The 18,737-nt window shown below is 42.8% G+C and carries 16 protein-coding genes; 11 read left to right on the top strand and 5 right to left on the bottom strand.

What is annotated here, in order from left to right:
- Nucleotides 1-349: 349 nt before the first annotated feature.
- From V7K60_RS32825 to V7K60_RS32800, 6 genes are all read left to right on the top strand, one after another.
- A complete protein-coding gene (locus tag V7K60_RS32825; RefSeq protein ID WP_334932107.1) occupies nt 350-1,792 on the top strand; it encodes a nicotinate phosphoribosyltransferase in 1,443 nt (480 codons plus the stop codon).
- A 3-nt stretch (nt 1,793-1,795) separates the two neighbouring features.
- Entirely contained in the window at nt 1,796-2,395 is a 600-nt protein-coding gene (locus tag V7K60_RS32820) for a nicotinate-nucleotide adenylyltransferase (RefSeq protein WP_334816217.1), read from the top strand.
- Nucleotides 2,356-3,102 (top strand): NUDIX hydrolase, encoded by a 747-nt coding sequence (locus V7K60_RS32815; RefSeq protein ID WP_012411955.1) that lies wholly within the window; start codon nt 2,356-2,358, stop codon nt 3,100-3,102. Before V7K60_RS32820 ends, V7K60_RS32815 begins: the two co-directional genes overlap by 40 nt.
- A 105-nt stretch (nt 3,103-3,207) precedes the next feature.
- The gene (locus V7K60_RS32810; protein ID WP_334932137.1) at nt 3,208-4,926 is read left to right on the top strand and encodes an NAD+ synthase; all 1,719 of its coding nucleotides are present in this window, start codon (nt 3,208-3,210) and stop codon (nt 4,924-4,926) included.
- Complete coding sequence (locus V7K60_RS32805) at nt 4,926-5,219, top strand: transferase hexapeptide repeat containing protein (RefSeq protein ID WP_334932105.1); 294 nt, start codon at nt 4,926-4,928, stop codon at nt 5,217-5,219. The genes V7K60_RS32810 and V7K60_RS32805 overlap by 1 nt, the downstream gene beginning before the upstream one ends.
- The gene (locus tag V7K60_RS32800) at nt 5,216-5,644 is read left to right on the top strand and encodes a type II toxin-antitoxin system VapC family toxin (RefSeq protein ID WP_334932103.1); all 429 of its coding nucleotides are present in this window, start codon (nt 5,216-5,218) and stop codon (nt 5,642-5,644) included. The genes V7K60_RS32805 and V7K60_RS32800 overlap by 4 nt, the downstream gene beginning before the upstream one ends.
- 374 nt (nt 5,645-6,018) lie before the next feature.
- On the opposite strand, the gene V7K60_RS32795 is transcribed toward V7K60_RS32800, so the two are convergent.
- A complete protein-coding gene (locus tag V7K60_RS32795) occupies nt 6,019-9,138 on the bottom strand; it encodes a leucine-rich repeat domain-containing protein (RefSeq protein ID WP_334932101.1) in 3,120 nt (1,039 codons plus the stop codon).
- A 234-nt stretch (nt 9,139-9,372) separates the two neighbouring features.
- Between V7K60_RS32795 and V7K60_RS32790 the strand changes: the two genes are divergently transcribed.
- Nucleotides 9,373-10,266, top strand: a complete 894-nt coding sequence (locus V7K60_RS32790; RefSeq protein WP_334932099.1) for a peptidoglycan-binding protein — start codon at nt 9,373-9,375, stop codon at nt 10,264-10,266.
- A gap of 199 nt (nt 10,267-10,465) precedes the next feature.
- Here V7K60_RS32790 and hemJ read toward each other — a convergent pair whose 3' ends face one another.
- From hemJ to psbQ, 4 genes are all read right to left on the bottom strand, one after another.
- Nucleotides 10,466-11,047 (bottom strand): protoporphyrinogen oxidase HemJ, encoded by a 582-nt coding sequence (gene hemJ, locus V7K60_RS32785; protein WP_334932097.1) that lies wholly within the window; start codon nt 11,045-11,047, stop codon nt 10,466-10,468.
- 322 nt (nt 11,048-11,369) lie between these two features.
- Complete coding sequence (locus tag V7K60_RS32780) at nt 11,370-12,221, bottom strand: alpha/beta fold hydrolase (protein ID WP_334932095.1); 852 nt, start codon at nt 12,219-12,221, stop codon at nt 11,370-11,372.
- A 145-nt stretch (nt 12,222-12,366) separates the two neighbouring features.
- Nucleotides 12,367-13,515, bottom strand: coding sequence for an NAD(P)/FAD-dependent oxidoreductase (locus V7K60_RS32775; RefSeq protein ID WP_334932094.1), 1,149 nt, complete (start codon nt 13,513-13,515; stop codon nt 12,367-12,369).
- A gap of 109 nt (nt 13,516-13,624) precedes the next feature.
- Nucleotides 13,625-14,092: a photosystem II protein PsbQ gene (gene psbQ, locus V7K60_RS32770; protein ID WP_334932092.1), complete on the bottom strand. Its 468-nt coding sequence runs from the start codon at nt 14,090-14,092 to the stop codon at nt 13,625-13,627.
- 360 nt (nt 14,093-14,452) lie between these two features.
- On the opposite strand from psbQ, the gene V7K60_RS32765 reads away from it, so the two are divergent.
- The 4 genes from V7K60_RS32765 to V7K60_RS32750 form a co-directional block, all read left to right on the top strand.
- Nucleotides 14,453-14,881: a hypothetical protein gene (locus V7K60_RS32765; RefSeq protein WP_322673944.1), complete on the top strand. Its 429-nt coding sequence runs from the start codon at nt 14,453-14,455 to the stop codon at nt 14,879-14,881.
- Between the two features lie 77 nt (nt 14,882-14,958).
- Entirely contained in the window at nt 14,959-16,134 is a 1,176-nt protein-coding gene (locus V7K60_RS32760; protein WP_334932088.1) for a hypothetical protein, read from the top strand.
- A gap of 299 nt (nt 16,135-16,433) precedes the next feature.
- Nucleotides 16,434-17,873, top strand: a complete 1,440-nt coding sequence (locus tag V7K60_RS32755; protein WP_334932086.1) for an NB-ARC domain-containing protein,Caspase domain-containing protein — start codon at nt 16,434-16,436, stop codon at nt 17,871-17,873.
- Nucleotides 17,867-18,737: tetratricopeptide repeat protein (locus V7K60_RS32750; RefSeq protein WP_334932084.1), on the top strand; the 871-nt coding region annotated here is incomplete at its 3' end. The genes V7K60_RS32755 and V7K60_RS32750, both read left to right, overlap by 7 nt.

Genomic DNA, 18,737 nt, shown 5'->3' with positions numbered 1-18,737 from the left:
TGTTTATTTAGATAACTTCGTAATACTGTAGCTTGTCAAAAAGTCAAACTTTATCTCTTTGATTCTAATTGTAACATAGTTATTTATTCAACCCTAGTCGGGGAAAGAGGCTGCCAAACAAACTTTCTCTGACAGAATCTTGTTTCCTTTCCTTAGACACCTGATCCGATTAACATTATTGCTAGCTTTTACTATTAAAAAATATTAAGTATTCTATGAAGTTAGTATTAATTTGCTGATAAATCTATTGTTATACAGCAATCTCAGAAAATATACTTGCCAGGAGTTGACATTACTTATGGTAAATATTACCATAAGTAAAAGAAGCATCTTGTAAGGAAGCTCTTGCATGACAACTTTGCCAGATTTGGACTATGTACATAAACAGCAAAGCCAGCAGAACCAGGAACTAAACTTTTCTGCCGATGACTACAGCTTGCTGACCGACCTTTACCAATTGACGATGGCAGCTTGTTACACAGGCGAAGGTATAGAACAACGACGGGCAAGCTTTGAATTGTCTGTTAGACGATTGCCAGAGGGTTTTGGTTATTTAATAGCAATGGGGCTGACGCAGGCATTAGAATATTTAGCCAAAATCCGCTTTAGTTCCGCGCAAATTGCGGTATTACAAGCAACAGGAATTTTTGCTCATGCTGGCGATCGCTTTTGGTCACTTCTAGCTGAGGGAAAGTTTACAGGTGATGTTTGGGCAGTACCAGAAGGGACAGCTGTGTTTGCCAATCAACCACTGTTACGGGTGGAAGCACCCCTTTGGCAAGCGCAACTAGTGGAAACTTATCTCCTAAATACAATTAATTACCAGACTTTGATTGCCACAAAAGCAGCACGATTGCGGGATGTAGCGGGGGAATCAGCAACACTTTTAGAATTTGGCACAAGACGAGCATTTAGTCCCCAAGGGTCTTTGTGGGCGGCGCGGGCAGCCTTGGCGGGTGGGTTAGATTCCACTTCCAATGTGTTAGCAGCGCTACAACTGGGACAAAAGCCAAGTGGTACGATGGCACACGCCTTGGTAATGGCATTGTCAGCAATAGATGGCACTGAAGAACAAGCTTTTAGTGCATTTCATCGATATTTTCCGGGTGCGCCATTGCTGATTGATACTTACGATACCATTGCTGCTGCCCAGCGCTTGGCCGAAAAAGTAAATTCCGGGGAAATGCAATTAACAGGAGTGAGATTGGACTCAGGAGATTTAGTTACCTTATCAAAACAGGTGCGATCGCTCCTTCCCGGTGTGCCAATTTTTGCTAGTGGCGACTTGGATGAGTGGGAAATTGCCCGATTAAAAGCTGCTGGGGCTGAGATTGATGGTTACGGACTGGGAACGCGACTAGTTACAGGTTCGCCTGTCAATGGAGTTTATAAACTTGTAGACATTGATGGCATCCCAGTGATGAAGCAGTCTAGTGGTAAAGTTACTTATCCAGGACGCAAGCAGATTTTTCGCTCGTTTACGGGAGATAAGGTAAAAGCAGACAGGTTGGGACTTTTAGATGAAATCTCTCAAGAAGAAGAACCTTTGTTGCAATTGGTAGTGCAAGAAGGTGAACGGGTGCAGCCGTTAGAGTCGTTGGCAACAATTCGTCAGCGTACCGCCGCTTCAGTTGCCAGTCTGCCAGAACAGACACGGCGTTTGGATCATCCTGTCGCGGTACAAGTGGAAATTTCTGCAGCACTGCAAGAGTTGACAGAGGAGACTAAGAAATGTAGACGCGCCAGCGGCAAGCCGCTGGCTACCGCCAAGGACGTAAAGGACGCAAAGTAGATGATGAGAATTGCTTTGTTTGGTACTAGTGCCGATCCACCAACTGCTGGTCATCAAAAAATTCTGAGTTGGTTGTCTGAGCGTTATGATTGGGTAGCAGTTTGGGCGGCGGATAATCCATTTAAGTCCCATCAAACACCCTTAGAGCATCGGGCGGCAATGCTGCGACTGTTAATTGCGGATATAGACGCGCCACGGCACAATATTGCTTTGGAACAAGAATTAAGTAGCTTCAGAACACTGGAAACAGTGGAAAAAGCGAAGCTTATTTGGGGTGAGGATGCTGAATTGACGTTAATTATTGGTTCAGATTTACTGAGTCAGCTACCACGTTGGTATCGCATTGAAGATTTGTTACAGGAAGTGCAACTACTGATTGTGCCGCGACCGGGATATGCAATAGATGAGTCTAGTTCAGAGGTAGTGCAAAAGCTGGGAGGGAAGATTGCGATCGCTAGTCTGACTGGTCTAGATGTTTCCTCAACAGCATACCGCGAACATGGAGATCCCCAAGCCCTCACAGCCCCTGTAGTTGCCTATATTAATCAAGAGCATTTGTACGAATGCCAGGACGTTCACAAAAAAAGATACCAACTCCGTTAAACCAACAACCTTTGGCCGATTTCAAGGTTGGTGTTGATAATGTAATTTTTTCTGTAGATACTGTACAAAATCGGCTGTTAGTTCTACTAGTAATGCGACAGCAAGAACCATTTTTAAATCATTGGAGTCTTCCCGGTACTTTAGTGCGTCCAGGAGAGTCTTTAGAAGATGCCGCCTATCGCATTATGGCGGAGAAAATTAAGGTCAACAATCTCTATTTAGAACAACTGTATACATTTGGCGGGCCGAATCGCGATCCACGGGAAGCAACTGATAGTTATGGTGTGCGTTATTTATCAGTTAGTTACTTTGCCTTAGTGCGATTTGAAGAAGCCGAATTAATTGCTGATCGCATGACTGGCATCGCTTGGTATCCAGTCAAACAAGTGCCGCAATTAGCTTTTGACCATAACGAAATTTTGGCTTATGGCCATAGGCGGTTACGAAATAAATTAGAGTATAGCCCAGTGGCTTTTGAAGTCTTACCAGAAATGTTCACCTTGAATGATTTATATCAGTTATACGCCACAGTTTTAGGTGATAACTTTTCCGATTATTCTAATTTTCGAGCGCGTCTACTCAAGTTAGGTTTTTTATGCGATACCGGAATTAAGGTATCACGGGGTGCTGGTCGTCCGGCTAGCTTGTATAAGTTTGACGCGGAAGCTTTTGCTCCCTTAAAAGATAAACCTTTGGTGTTTATTTAATCAATTGTTACCCAGAGTCCAGAGTTAAAAGTCTCAAGTCCAGAGTAAGTTATTTGAGCATTTACCAATGACAAATGACAAATGACAAACAAAATGACAAACAAAATGAAAATTGCGATCGCTCAAATTAATCCTACTATCGGTGATTTGCTTTTAAATGCCCAAAAAATCCTGGAGGCGGCACAACAAGCAGCATCTAGCGGTGCGCGTTTGTTGTTGACACCAGAACTTTCTTTGTGTGGCTATCCACCAAGAGATTTATTACTAAATCCTAGTTTTGTGGAAGCGATGGGCATCACTTTACAAAACTTGGCTCAGGATTTACCGCCAAATTTAGCTGTGTTGGTAGGAACTGTTGAACCAAACCTCAAAGCATATATTAGTGGCGGTAAAACATTATTTAACAGCATAGCTTTGTTAGAGAATGGCAAAGTTAAGCAAGTTTTCCACAAGCGACTTTTGCCTACTTACGATGTCTTTGATGAACGCCGCTATTTTGAAGAAGGCTTGCAAGCTAATTATTTCACTCTCGATGATATCCATATTGGCGTAACTATTTGCGAAGATTTATGGAATGATGAGGAATTTTGGGGCAAACGTAGTTATACAGTGAATCCGATTGCTGACTTAGCAATTTTGGGTGTAGATTTGACTGTAAATTTGTCTGCTTCCCCCTACACGGCTGGAAAGCAGCAGTTCCGCGAAATCATGCTCAGGCATAGTGCAGTACGTTTTCAACAACCGATGATTTACACTAATCAGGTTGGGGGAAATGATGATCTAATTTTTGATGGGCGTAGTTTTGCCTTAAATCGTCAAGGTGAAATTATGTCTCGCGCCCGTGGTTTTGATACTGATTTATTAATAGTAGAATTTGACGAGGCGCAACGTGATTTGCAGTTGGGTTCTGTAGAACCGATGTATGAATCGGAAGATGAAGAAATTTGGCAAGCGTTGGTTTTGGGAGTGCGAGATTATGCCCGCAAGTGTCGCTTTTCTAAAGTGGTTTTGGGTTTAAGTGGCGGGATTGACTCGGCAATAGTAGCTGCGATCGCAACTGCTGCACTTGGTAAAGAAAATGTCCTCGGTGTTCTCATGCCTTCCCCTTATAGTTCCGAGCATTCCATCAGTGATGCTGAAGCATTGGCCGAAAATTTGGGGATTAAGACTCATCTTTTACCAATTGGGGAGTTAATGCAAGGCTTTGATCAAACTTTAGGTGATTTATTTGCGGGTACAGAGTTTGGGCTGGCTGAGGAGAATATCCAATCTCGGATTCGCGGTAATTTATTAATGGCGATCGCTAATAAATTTGGCTATCTGCTTTTATCTACTGGTAACAAGTCAGAAATGGCAGTTGGTTACTGTACTCTCTACGGGGATATGAATGGCGGGTTAGCAGTGATTGCAGATGTTCCTAAAACCCGTGTGTATTCACTTTGCCATTGGTTAAATCGCCATAATGAAATTATTCCGCAAAACGTTTTGACTAAAGCACCCAGCGCCGAACTCAAACCAGGTCAAGTAGATCAAGACTCTCTACCCCCTTACGAAATTTTGGACGATATTTTGCAACGCCTGATTCACAACCACCAATCAGCAGCGCAAATTGTTGCAGCCGGTCACGATGCGGTGATTGTAGACAGAGTAATTCAAATGGTAGCGCGGGCTGAATTTAAACGGCGACAAGCACCCCCCGGCTTAAAAATCACCGATCGCGCTTTTGGAACCGGTTGGCGAATGCCAATTGCTAGTAACTGGGTTGGTGTCAAAAATGCTTACCAGACTAAAACCACAGCTACACCTAACCTTAGTTTGTTGTGATGGACAAAATGCTCATCCGCATTGTCCAGGCGCGGATAAGCATTACCATTAAAACTAAATTCTCAAAGAAAATTATGTTAGATGAAGCAAATTTTGAACAACGTTTAGCGACTCTTGAACAAACAGTTGCAGATATCAAACATCGAGTCATTGATGCGCCTACCTCTAATAATTGGCTGGAAAAGGTTATTGGCTCAATCTCTGATGAAGCAGCATTTTTGGAAGCTTTAGAGTATGGTCGGTCATTACGCCACGCTGACATATTTACAGAAGAGACTGGCGAGCAATTGTGAGATATCTACTGGACACTGACCATATCAGTTTTCTTCAAAGACGTTCAGGAACAGAGTTTTTAACATTAACTGCTCATATTGCCCAGTATCAGGCTACAGATTTCGCTTTTTCTATTGTTAGTTTCCATGAGCAAGTAATTGGCGCTCATACCTTTATTACTCGTTCCCAAACACCTGGTGATGTAGTTCGGGGATATACTCTGCTAATGGAAATCATTCGGGGGTTTTCAGCAGCACCAATTTTACCATTCGATGCTGGAGCAGTAGCCATATTTGAAGGGTTACGAGCGCAAAGAGTTCGCATCGCCACGATGGATTTAAGAATAGCTTTGATTGCACTTTCACGGAGCTTAGTATTATTGACTCGCAACACTAGCGACTTTAGCAAAGTTCCAAACTTGATGACACAGGATTGGACAGTGTAAACTCCAAAGTGAATTAAAGAGCCAAAGATTTACTTTCAACCTTCACCATTCCACCTCTGAACTTGAAGATTGCACCTTTTAACACCAATTGTCGAGTTAAAAGAGCGATCGCTTGACCTTTAACCCTCGCAGTTGCACCTTTTATCCTCGAAGTTGAGCCTTTTATCCTCGCAGTTGCACCTTTTATCCTCGAAGTTGAGCCTTTTATCCTCGCAGTTGCACCTTTTATCCTCGAAGTTGAGCCTTTTATCCTTGAAGTTGCACCTTTTATCCTCGAAGTTGCACCTCAGAACACAAATTGTCGAGTTAAAAGGGCGTAGGCATAGCCTGTCGGAGACATTGCTCTATCTCAAAGCGTCACTAATAGTCTAGTTTTACTCATCTAAACGGTGTGCGATCGCATTCAACAATGACTCAAAGTCTGATTTGCTGTGAATATCAGGAGTGAGCGTGTTCATATCTTTTAGCAGGTTGGTGAGTTCTGCGATCGTGTTGCGAATCTCAGTATATTGGTCAATTTCTTCACGAAATCCCTGCAAATTAGCTGCACCAACTTTTTTCATCTCTTCGTCTAATTCTTTAATTTCGTCTTCCCAATGCTTAATATATTTAAGTCTTGCAACAGGTTTATAAATTTGGGCATCTGCTAACACAATCGGAAAAATCCGATCATAAAATTCCCCATTTTTAGCAATTTGCACTAGCTCAAACATACAATTGGAAGATTTTAAATACTTGTCACTAATAACTGCGATCGCACATTTACCGCGTCCAATCCGTTTCATGAAGGCTTTAATTAGTCCTTTGTAACCCAAATCGCGTTTATCGCGGATGATTTTGATTCCTTTAGCTTGAAAAGTTTCATCCAGTTGATTGACAAATTGCTCACTTTCTTCACCCCAAGCATAAGAGATGAAAATTTCTTTCTCGAATTCTGGTGTAGATGGACGAGTTACTATGCTATTTTCTTCTTGATCGTCTTCACGCTGTCGTTCCTTTCGTTCTTTTTTGAGTTCAATGCCATCAAGCAGTTGTCGAGCATTGAATGGTTCTGTCAAACCTGGGGGAATGATAGATAAGTTCTTCTCTTCATAAACGAGCAGGTTTTTGTAGTCCACAACAATATTTAGGTGTCCCGGAATCGGTACTTTCTCTTCTGGTAGCAACCCTTTAATAGTTTGGTGGATGGCATCAAACTGAGAACGGATCATTGCTAGTAATTCTCGGCGAGTGGAGCGTGATCCGCTGATGGTGATAAAGATTTTGCGGTCTTCCTGATCGCTTTTGACAAGTGCCCGATTACCACGGTGTTTGAGAACAATGCCGCTACGCCACCAAGTCTGGCGATCGCTGTTGTGGTGCATCCGTACAATAAAGCGGGAGATGATACTGTTGGGGAGGACGCTGTAATGATACTGGAATGCCAAACCATTTTCCCAATCCCCTGTGGCAGGTTCTTCTTTAGGCAATAAGTCGGGGATGAGGAAGCGATCGCCGTTGCCATCCTCTAGCGGAAAGCAGAGTTCAAACTTCCGCATCATATCGATGATGAATAGTGGCTTATTGCCAGGATAGCGGGAGTTATCTAAAATTCGGTTAAGTTGAGTGCGATCCAGAATACCCCGAAATTCAGTCATCAAGCGATTGTCATTGAGGATCTTGTAAACTCCGTTCGTGACCCATTCTGGATTTAAAACTCCCATTTCTGCCAAACGCGGATCATCTCGGAAATTCAGAACGATACCAAGTTGATGCAAAAGTTCAATCAGGGTAGTTTGGCTTAATGGATCGCTGACCTGCTCCTCCTGAGACAGACTTTCGTATTCACTATAGGGGATGTAATCCTTTTCCATCTGTTCCAAGCGGGTTTTGACCTGAAACCAGCTTTGGGGTAATGGGTCGTGAATGTGATCTAAGTTGGCAATTTGGTTAGTAATAGCTAACTGCAATTTATCTAAACCTTCCCCAGTCTGACAGGATATAGACATAATGCCTTTAATAGCAGGATATTTATGGCACAGGCCGCGCTGATCAATATCGAGGGGATGTTGGTCAATTTTGTTGCCAACAATCAAAATAGGGGAATCGTTGCTAAAACTGTGAATAATCTTGAGCCAGTATTCTAGTTTGTTTTGCAGTTCATCTAGGCGAGAATCAAGCACTAGTAAATAAAGGCTGCGTTTAGTAAGAAAAAACTGGTGGGTGGCGTGCATAATTTCTTGTCCACCAAAGTCCCACACGTTGAGCCGGATTAATTGATCGTTGACAGAAATCTGCCAGTTTGTGATATTGATGCCTTCGGTCTTGCCTTCGTGGGGATTATAGCAATTATCGATTAGCCGTTTAACAACAGAGGTTTTGCCAACACTACCCTGACCAACTAGTAGCATTTTGGCTTCATTGAGAGGCTTTTTCTGTTCTTTCTGAAGTTGGAAAAAATAGTTGAGAATTGTAGATGGATCACCAGGATTTCTCCAAAGATCCGCTGCTCCTAAAATTTCAGGTGGAATAGGAAGTTTATTGCCTCTTAGGTCTAATCTTTTCAGCTTGGTGAGTTGCCAGATTTGCTTAGGTAGTGTGTCTAAGAGATTGTTGCGAAGGTTTAAATTGCTCAGTTCAAAAAGCTGCTCAATCCTATCAGGCAGCATTTTTATTTGTCCATCACGTAGGTCAAGTACAGTCAAGTTGGTGAGTTTCCATGTTTCTACAGGCAAAGTCTCTAGTCTACTATTACTAAGCTTGAGTTCTTGTAATTTAGTAAGTTGACCAATTTCCTTTGGCAGAGTGCTCAGTTGATTACTGTCGAGGTCGAGGGTTTGCAGCTTGGTGAGTTGACCAATCTCTGGTGGCAGACTGCTTAGTTTATTTTGGTTGAGTTTGAGCTTTCGCAGGTTGGTGAGTTGACCAATCTCTGGTGGCAGACTGCTCAGTTCATTTAAGTCGAGATTGAGCGTTTGCAGGTTGGTGAGTTGGACAATTTCTGCTGGTAGACTGCTCAGTTGATTGTCGCTGAGATTGAGGAATTGCAGGTTGGTGAGTTTTCCAATTTCCGGTGGCAGACTGCTCAGTTGATTGTCGCTGAGATTGAGGGATTGCAGGTTGATGAGTTTTCCAATTTCCGGTGGCAGACTGCTCAGTTGATTGTCGCTGAGATTGAGGAATTCCAGGTTGGTGAGTTTTCTAATTTCCGGTGGCAGACTGCTCAGTTGATTACTGTCGAGGTAGAGGAATTGCAGGTTGGTGAGTTTTCCAATTTCCGGTGGCAGACTGCTCAGTTGATTGTCGCTGAGGTGGAGGGATTGCAGGTTGATGAGTTGGACAATTTTCGGTGGCAGACTGCTTAGTTGATTACTGTCAAGGTCAAGGAATTGCAGGTTGGTGAGTTGGACAATTTCTGGTGATAGCGTTGTTAAGCCGTTGCAAGAAAGGTCTAATTCTGTCACCTTGTCTTTGGCAGCTTGTTCAATAATTTCCAGCAGTTCTTCGTTAGTCATTTCGGGTTTTACAGAGGCGATGCCTGAGGACGAGTTGCTGCTTGGACGCGCAGCAGAGAAATTGAGTTAATTAATAATGTAGCCTGCCTGTATTAACGATCGCATTCAGGCAATGTGCGTGCGATCGCAGACTCCAGATGACATCATATTTGAGGTTATAGTATAGTTTTAGACGACATCAGTTTTTAAAATGATGTTTATACTTAGAACTCGGTAAATGAAAGCAGGTGCATAATGAAACTACAAGATTTCTTGGGAAAAGATGAGAAATGGTCATTTGATGCGATCGCAGAAGATGCAGACTTGGCTCGTCAGATTCAGATATTGTTAATCGGCTTAGGTTTGCTAGAACCTCCAGCCGATGGTAAATTTGGCCCTGTTTCTGTGATATTTCTCAAAAAATTTCAAGAATTAACAAAGACTGAAGAGAATGGCTTTTTAGGAGCAGTCACAGCCAAAAAACTAATTGAAACCAAAATAGATGATCTTCCTAAACCCCCCTTAAAACTAGGCAATGACATCCCTAGTAAGATTGTAAAATATATGCTATCCAAAGGTTATCAGGTATTTACCAATCCCAAAGAATACAACATTGTTTATGTAGAGGGCATAGATGCAGACTGGAAGCTCAACAGTGATACACCCAATCAATTTAACGATCGGCGGATTGTGATTGAAATAGTAAATGGTATTCCCAAAATCGTAGATCACTGGGAAGCAACTACAGAACCAGGGAGGTACTACACTTATAATCCGATGAATCCCAAAGGAGCGGCTAGGATTCAGTTTGGACAATACAAAGCTTGGGCTGTTGGCACTCACGGCACAGCAGAGCCTCACGAGGCATTAGTGCAAGTTGGAGATATAACTGTTTGTAGAGATTTCAACCAAGATTTTAAACGGACTGGCGACAAACTTGATACAGGTGATGATTTTTATGTGAATCAACACTACGGCTTTGATTTTCCCCGGAATGATATTCGCCTTGCTAGCGCGGGTTGTTTAGTAGGACGTACCCGTGAGGGACATAGAGAGTTTATGGCGATTGTTAAACAAGACCGTCGTTATGTCGCTAATCGCAAATATACTTTTTACACTACTGTAATTCCTGGGGATGATTTGCTGTAAACATTTCCAGGATGAAGTAATAGTTAATTGGTAGGATTTGTTGTTGTGATGCAACGTTTAGTAGGGGCACACAATTATTGGTGTAAACTTAAGCTCAAACGCTTGTCCCACATACGCTTTACCCCACCCCGGTTTTGGCTTTAGACAAAACCGGGGTGGGGTGATGCAGTGAGTAACCGTAAGTGAATGAACTCAATGTCTAACTTTGTTCTTGTGGTTGTCCTATCTGTGCCGTCAATTTCTCTTTATCCTGCCTGCGTTTTTTGGCGTAAAGTTGAATAGTGACTGCCATCAAAATAATCATGGCGAAAATAGCCCAGGCAGCGATATCTGTAGGTAGATTATTTTTAAACACAGCCAGCAAGACGATCGCCACTAACATAACTGTAGGTGCTTCATTTAAAGCACGTAATTGCTGACTATTCCAGCGACATTCATCTACTGCTAACTTTTTCATTAGCCGAGCGCAGTAATGATGATAGCCAATTAAAATAGTTACAAACAGCAGTTTGATATGCAACCAACCCTCTTTTAAAATATCCGGTTCAGTGCTTACTAAACCGATGGCCATTGCGATCGTCACGAACATTCCTGGGTTAGTGATGATAGAATAAAGGCGCTTTTCCATAATTTGATACTGATTTTTCAGTATCGTTCGTGCTGGTTCAGGTTCTTCGTTAGCTTCAACGTGATAGATAAAAAGACGTACTAAGTAAAACAAACCAGCAAACCAAACTACAAATCCGACAATATGAAAGGCTTTAAACCATGAATAAGCCATCAATCCTAATCTCCTTTACTTGTGGTTGTGATACATTTTTAATGGTAATAAAAAGTTCATAAATGCAGGTGGGGATAACATTAGACCTCTTGCAAAAGTCCTTAACACCCCACCCCCAACCCCTCCTTTTAGCAAGGGGAGGGGAAACAAAGTGTAGCTTTGGCAGGGTGGGATTCTTATTTTTGATTTATCCAAAAGTTATATTGATAAATCTCACAAAAATCCCAAATTTATTTTCTACTACAGATAAATATCTATGATTTCTCTATATTTATCTGTGGGGTTCATTTTTATAACATCGATTTTTGCCAAAGCTATATTCTCAATGAGCATCTTTACGACGCACAAAGGGTAAAAGGTCTTCTAAAATCGCCTCGTGGTAGTGTTCTTGAGGATAATGTCCAACGTTATTAAGTTTTATTAATTCAGTATTTGGTACGGATTTGGCAAAGTTTTCGGCAATATCTACAGGTAGCCAAGGGTCAATCATACCCCATTGAATCAGAATTGGTTGTTGCCATTCTTTAAAGCCAGTTTGTATTTCTGTCATGGCTGAATCAAGCTGTAAATTGCGAATACTTGCTAAGAGACTTCGACCAGACGAAGAAGCGGTTAAAAATGGTTTTCGATAAATATCTAAATCTTTATCTCCTATGCGATAACGGCTTCCACCTTCTAGTGTCCGATCGACTAATAAGGGGTCTTGGGTCATTACTTCACCTGCTAAGGGTAAACCCATTTGTTTAATTTTCCAGGGTAATTTAGCAGCAGTTGAAATTGGTGTATTTAAAATAGCCAAATTAGCAATTTGTTCTGGATGACGCAAAGCATATTGTAGTCCTACAGAACCTAAAAAGCCTTGGACGACTAAAGAAAAATGTTCAAGTTCTAGGGATTTAATAAATCCTTCTAAAGCTGTGATAAAAGCATCGGGAGTATAAGCAAAATCTTGTTTTTCTGGTTTGGCAGAAAAGCCGTAACCAATCCAATCTGGAGCGATCGCTCTTGTCCCCTGATTCGCCAAAGCAGGTATAATATGACGCCAACTGTAACTTTGTGAAACTAAGCCGTGTAGCAACAATACAGGTGCTAAGTCACTTCTACCGATTGGTAAAGATTCCCGATAAAACCATTTCAGTGAATCTACATTGATTTTATGTTCTGTTATTGACACGTTATTTTCCTATATTGGGCATTGGGAATTGGGCATCGGGGAGCCAGTGCGTTGGACGGGCAATGCCCGACTTGTACCCCTTCGGGGAAGCAAGCTACGCGTAGCGTCTCCGACAGGAGAAGCAACTGGCGTCATTGGGCATGAGTTATTCTCCTTGTCCCCTTGTCTCCCTTGTCCCCCTCATCTCCCCACTCCCCATTCCCTGAGAAATAATCATCTCACGAATCGCATAAGCTGTAGCGGGTGCTAGTAAAACGCCGTTGCGATAGTGTCCGGTAGCTAGGAGGACGTTACTAAACCCTGGCAACTTACCAATAACTGGGGCTGGGCGTCCTTCAGGGCGGGGACGTAAGCCTGACCAAGTGCGGAGAATAGTTGCTGTGGCTAATTCTGGACAAAATGCGATCGCTTGTTTTCTAATAGATTCCAGCAGTTCTTGATTTGGCGGTATCTCATCGCCATTGCTAGGAAATTCTACAGTTGCGCCTACCCAATAATCTCCACCGCCCACAGGAACAATATGGACATCGTTACCCGTTATCGCTGGTTGGAAGTTAGGATTACCTAATGGATGCCCCACACGCATTTGCAGCGCTTGCCCAAGTACGGGACGGATATCAATTATCTGATTTAATTTTGCCGTTAAGGGTGTTGAACCTAATCCTGCTGCAATTACAAACCAATCAGCGGCTATTTTTCCTTCTGTAGTCTCAAGCTGATTGCAAAATTCAGGTGTTGAGGTTGGGGCATCCAAAACAGTCACGCCAAATTTGAAAGTTACACCATTTTGCTGGGCAGCCTCAACTAAAGCTAAGGTGAGGGCAGTTGGATCGAGCTGGCGGTCTTGGGGAGAATAGACAGCGCCAGTAACTTTTTTGCCATCGACTTGAGGACAAATATTCTGGAGTTTAGCCGTGTCCCAAATTTCTAAATTCCAGCCTTGAGAGTGGCGAATTTCTACTAACTTTTCCCATGCTGACATCTCCTCTGGGGAGGAATCAGACAAAAGCATGAGAATTCCCTGACGATTAAAAGGAATTTTGCGGCCTGTTAAAGCTTCTAATTCAGGAACCAAGGTTTCATAGCGTTGGATGCTAGTTTGTCGCATCTGCCAAGCTTTGCCCTTGATTTTTTGGCTGATTGCGCCCATCAAAACGCCAAGTGCAGCGCCTGTGGAAGCTTGTGCTGGTGGTTGGCGATCGCAAACTGTGATTTTCAACCCTTTAACTTGACTCAGTTCAAATGCGATCGCAGCTCCAACTACACCACAACCGATAATAACTACATGACTCATTGCTGTTTTCAGGCAAAGATGGGAGAGATGCGGGAGATGAGGGAACAGGGGGAGCAATTTTTACTCTCCCTCATCCTCCTCATGCCCCTTTGCTCATCTTACCTTGGGCTTAACTTGCCTCTGCTTCACTGCTGGTCTTAGGAAGCAGTTGGAAAAATTTGTCAATCTCTGCGAAAGCAGCTTGGGAGTTATTTAAGGCAACTTGAGGATTGCCAGCACTAGTAGCTCTATCAAGTTTAACTAGGTCGTTAAACAAATCTCGCGTTATTTGACGTGCTTGGGGTTGGTCTTTGGGTAGAAGGTTGGAAGTGACATAAGTCAGATTCAGCCTTGCTTCTGTTATGGGCCCATGTATAAAGTTACGCACATTAATCCAATCACCTCTTTTAATCAGGGTTGTCAACTCTTGTGAGCGATCGCGCACAGCCTGAATTTCAGGAACATAAGCCTGAATTTTTTCAAGTTGTACTGCTGTGTAAGTCGGAGGTGCTACCGCAACACCAGGGCCACCACAACTAATCAGGAATGTGGCCAATAGTACTAGGAAAAATGAAAAAATCGAGCGTTGACGCACCATATATTGAACTTAATTGCTTTTGGTTTACCGATTAACAGTGTCATTTTAGATCGCTAGCGCAGTTAATCGTTCTTGTCAGCCAAGGATTTTGCAGAAAATCTTGATATTTTCTCCAAAGAGCAGAGTTTCATCTGCTTTGGAGTAATTTTTAAGTACAATTACTTAATAGGTGTTAGGCAGTCCCAACAAGAAGCGATTTTTGGCTTCTGTTTAGTAACGAGGATTGTTAGGAAAATATGATTTAGAGTTGCTAAATCTCAAAGGTCTTGATAAGCTGAAACACCAATCAGATAAGCCTTCTGGCGGTTTTTCTGTCTTCACATCCCCGAAGATGCCGACGCTATATAGGAGTATTTTTTAGTGAACGCAGCTGAACAGGCAACGAACCTTGAACTCGCCAGCAACATTGCTACGGTAGTTAATTTATTTAAATTCGAGTTTCCTGATGCCAAATCCGATCTCAAACCCTGGAAAAATGACCCGGAAACTAGGGAGTTAGTCGATCCAGATTCTATAGATATTGGCTTTCACTTTCCTGGTATTAGCAAATCTTGGCGAAGTCGTAGTATTTTAATTCAAATCCGATTTTATCAAGATCCCATCAATAATTCCCGCCGGGCGATCGGTGTAGAGGTGGCTGGATTCGATCATCGCGGCGAAGCGTGGCGACTTTCTACGGTAGAAAACTGGAGTGTTGTCGGCGCATCTTCGCCTTCTGGTGAAATCGAGGAGAAGCTCAAACAGATTTGCCGACAGATTTTAGAAGTTTTTAATAAGCCAAGTGAATGAAATCAGCTTGTCTCAGAGAAAGTAGTGAGGAATAATACAGAGGAAAGCTTTGCGTAGCCATAGCCCGCCTTATCACAATGACCACTGTAATATTTGTACATGGCACAGGCATTAGGGAACAAGAATACAACGAAACTTTTCAGATAATTGAGCAAAAGATTCACGCCCAACGTCCTGATATCAAAGTTTCTCCCTGTCTTTGGGGTGTATTAGGTGCAAAATTCAACGATAATCGGGCATCAGTACCTTTGGAAGATGCCACACTGGCTTTATCTTCAAAAGAAGAAGATGCAGATATTGTGTTGTGGGGGCAATTATACCGCGACCCTCTTTATGAATTACGGCTGTTGTCTTTGAAACCTATTGAGTCAAAAAATCCTTTTGGGGAAGAACCAGGGGATGTTTTACAATCTCGTGTAGCGAGTTTTACTCCGACATTGGAACTGCAAGCTAAGTTGCAAGAAGCGGGAATTGCAGAGGTATTTGAGCCAGCACGAGAAGATGTTATCCACAGTGAACCGTATCATCAGGCATTGCTCACGGTTTCCGAATCTGATTTGAGTGAATATTATCCACCAATAGCTAGAGCAATTGTCGCTCAAGCAATGTTTATTAGCGAACAGCAAGAAAAATTTCCTTTGATACTCACCGATGCCCAATTGCGGGATAAAGTTGTGGAATTGCTGACTCTGGCTTTAGGAGAGGCGGAGTTAGGATTGGGTGGCTGGTTGTTAAAGCCACTTGTGGGATTAGCACAGCACGGCGGAACCAATTATGTCAGAGGAAACCGCCTGGAGTTAACTGATAAAATTTCGCCTATGCCTGGTGATATTTTGTTGTATCAAACGCGAGGTGAAAAAATCAGGGCGTTTATCCAGCAACAAATTGCCCAAGCAGAACCGCCAGTGGTTTTAATCGCCCATAGCTTGGGAGGTATCGCTTGTGTAGATTTGCTAGTGCAGCAGCAGTTATCTCAGGTGGAATTATTGGTAACAGTTGGTTCCCAAGCACCATTTTTATATGAGATTAACGCCCTCTACAGCTTAGAATATGGGCAGTTATTGCCAGAGCATTTCCCTCAATGGTTGAATATCTACGATTTACGGGATTTTCTCAGTTACGTGGGTAATAGAATTTTCCCTGAGCGTGTGCAGGATGTGGTAGTAGATAGTAAACAACCATTTCCCCGTTCTCACGGTGCTTATTGGACAAATGCCAAAACCTGGGAGGCGATTATTTCGAGGTTGCCATAATGGTTTACTTTTTACGGTATCTACAAAACCCCTCTCCAAACCTCTCCCCTAAAAGGAGAGAGGCTTTAAATTTTCCCCCTTCCCTACTAGGGAAGGGGGTTAGGGACTGTTTTCAAACTCGAAGATCCCCCCTAACCCCCCTTAATAAGGGGGGAAAAGAAACTCTAAAAGCCCCCCTTTTTAAGGGGGGTTGGGGGGATCTCCAAAGACTCAGGTGCTTCAAGAAAGGTTTGAAAACACGCCCTAGTGGGTTAGGTCATTTTCCACATAATGTGAGAGGCTAGGTCATCATGCAGTTGATGGCGAAACCTGAGCTGACATTTGGGTTAATTGTGGGTATTGAAAAGTACCACGAATCTGCTTGGAATGTGACGGGTGGGGGGCCAGCCGATGACGCGCTGAAATTTGCTGATTGGCTGCATCGGCGCGGTGTACCGAGGGAGAATATCCGATTATGTTTATCAGCGCTGGAAGAAAATCATCAGTTAATTGGGGAATGTGAGTTAAATGTAGAGTTAGCGACAGAGCAAAATATCTCCGACATTGTGACTAACTTTTTATCCCCAAAGTCGGGGGATTTACTCTACATTTTTTGGGCGGGACATGGTTTGATTACCCCAGAACGAGAGCGCCGGTTGCTTTGTGCTGATGCAAATAAACAAAATTGGCAGAATTTAGATTTAAAGTCTTTATTAGATTTGTTGGGTTCCGATAAATTTCAGATTCGGAATCATATTTGTATTATTGATGCCTGTGCTAATTATGTTTTAGAGTCGAACGGAAGACCAACTAACTTAGGTGGCAAAGCTTTTTTGAGTGGTCAGCCAAGGAAAGATAGTCAACAATTTGTGTTACTGGCTACGCGGGAAGGAGAGCAAGCTAAGGTAAATTCTGAAAATAAAACAGGATACTTTTCTCAAGCAGTGAGAGAGGCTTTTGCTGAAGCTAATGGGACTTTTCCGCCGGATATGAGGGAAGTTACCGAGGCAGTTAAGCAGCGATTTAACACTTTAGATAAGAAACAACTGCCGACTTATTTTTATTCCCGCAGTTGGGATGGAGATATTGAAAATTCTCATTTCAACCCGTTTGAGATCCCGCATAATATCCAACAGAGTCAAGCTCGTAAGTTTGTTGGGAGGGATAAGCAAATAGAACAATTGCATCAGCTATTACAAGCAAATGATATTGTGGCTATTACCGATGTGACTGGACAAGGTGGCGTGGGTAAAACAGAGTTAGCTATTCAATACTCATGGCAATATTTGGAAGATTATTCTGGCGGGTGTTGTTGGTTAAATCCCCAAGGTATTGATTTGGGAACCCAGTTAGTAGAGTTTGGAGTTGTGAGGTTGCCTAATTTTAATCTACCGGATGGATTAAGCCTAGCAGGTCAAGTTGCTTATTGCTGGCGGAACTGGCAAGCGGGCAAAGTTTTATTAATATTTGATGATGTCAAAGACTGGATGCAAATTAAACCTTACCTACCACCTAAAGGTTCTCAGTTTAAGGTGTTAATTACCACTCGTCAAAACACAGGGTTAACCTATCCATCACTGCCGTTAGGTAAATTATCAGCAGATGCAGCCTTAGAATTATTAACAACCCTGCTGGGAAAAGATAGGGTTGAGAAGGAATTAGAATTTGCTAAGGGACTTTGCCAATTTGTGAATTATGTACCTGTTGGACTTTACCTAATAGCAGCACAGTGCCGAGAGCCAGGGAGAGTATTATGCTAGCAGACATTCTCGCACGGCTACAAAAGCAAGCAACAGATGGCGAGTCTGGTGTAGCAGCAGCTTTTGAGTTGAATTGGCAATGCTTGGAACCAGAGGCGCAAAAATTGGCTTGTCTGTTGAGTTTGTTTGCTTTGGCTCCTATCCCTTGGTCTTTGGTAGAATCAGCAGCAAGTTATAGCCATTGGGAATTTGACTTAAAAGTTAACTGCACGGTTTTACTTGAGCGTTATTTGCTGCAAGAATTGGCAGAGGACACCTACCAAGTTCATGAACGCATTCGGGAATTATTGCGGCAGAAGTTAGAAGAGTTAGCGGAAGTAAACGAACTCAAGTGTGACTTTTGTCAAGCGATAGTACCAGTAGCACGGAATATTCCTGAGAGACCTACACTTATAGACATTGCTAAAGTAACTCTTGCCATTCCTCACCTGGGGGAATCTGCCACCGTTGACCAAGCTTGGTTAAGCGATGATGATTTAATATCACCATTTGAGGGCTTGGTTAGATTTTACGCAGGTCAAGGAGCCTATAACCAAGCTTTGTCTTGGGGTGAACAAAGTTTATCAGCTACTAGAGAGCGTCTAGGAGAATCACACCTGAATGTGGCGTCGAGCCTGAACAATTTGGCAACGGTCTATGATTTACAGGGAAGGTACAACGATGCCGAACCTTTGTACATCCAAGCTTTGTTCATAAGAAAACGCCTACTGGGGGATGAACATCTGGATGTGGCAACTAGCCTGAACAATTTGGCAACACTCTACAATTTACAGGGAAGGTACAGCGATGCCGAACCTTTGTTAATTGAAGCTTTGTCCATGATAAAACGCCTACTGGGGGATGAACACCCCGATGTGGCGTCGA

Source organism: Nostoc sp., assembly GCF_036917555.1.
Taxonomy (GTDB): domain Bacteria; phylum Cyanobacteriota; class Cyanobacteriia; order Cyanobacteriales; family Nostocaceae; genus Nostoc.
This window is presented reverse-complemented; position numbering and strand designations above follow the sequence as displayed.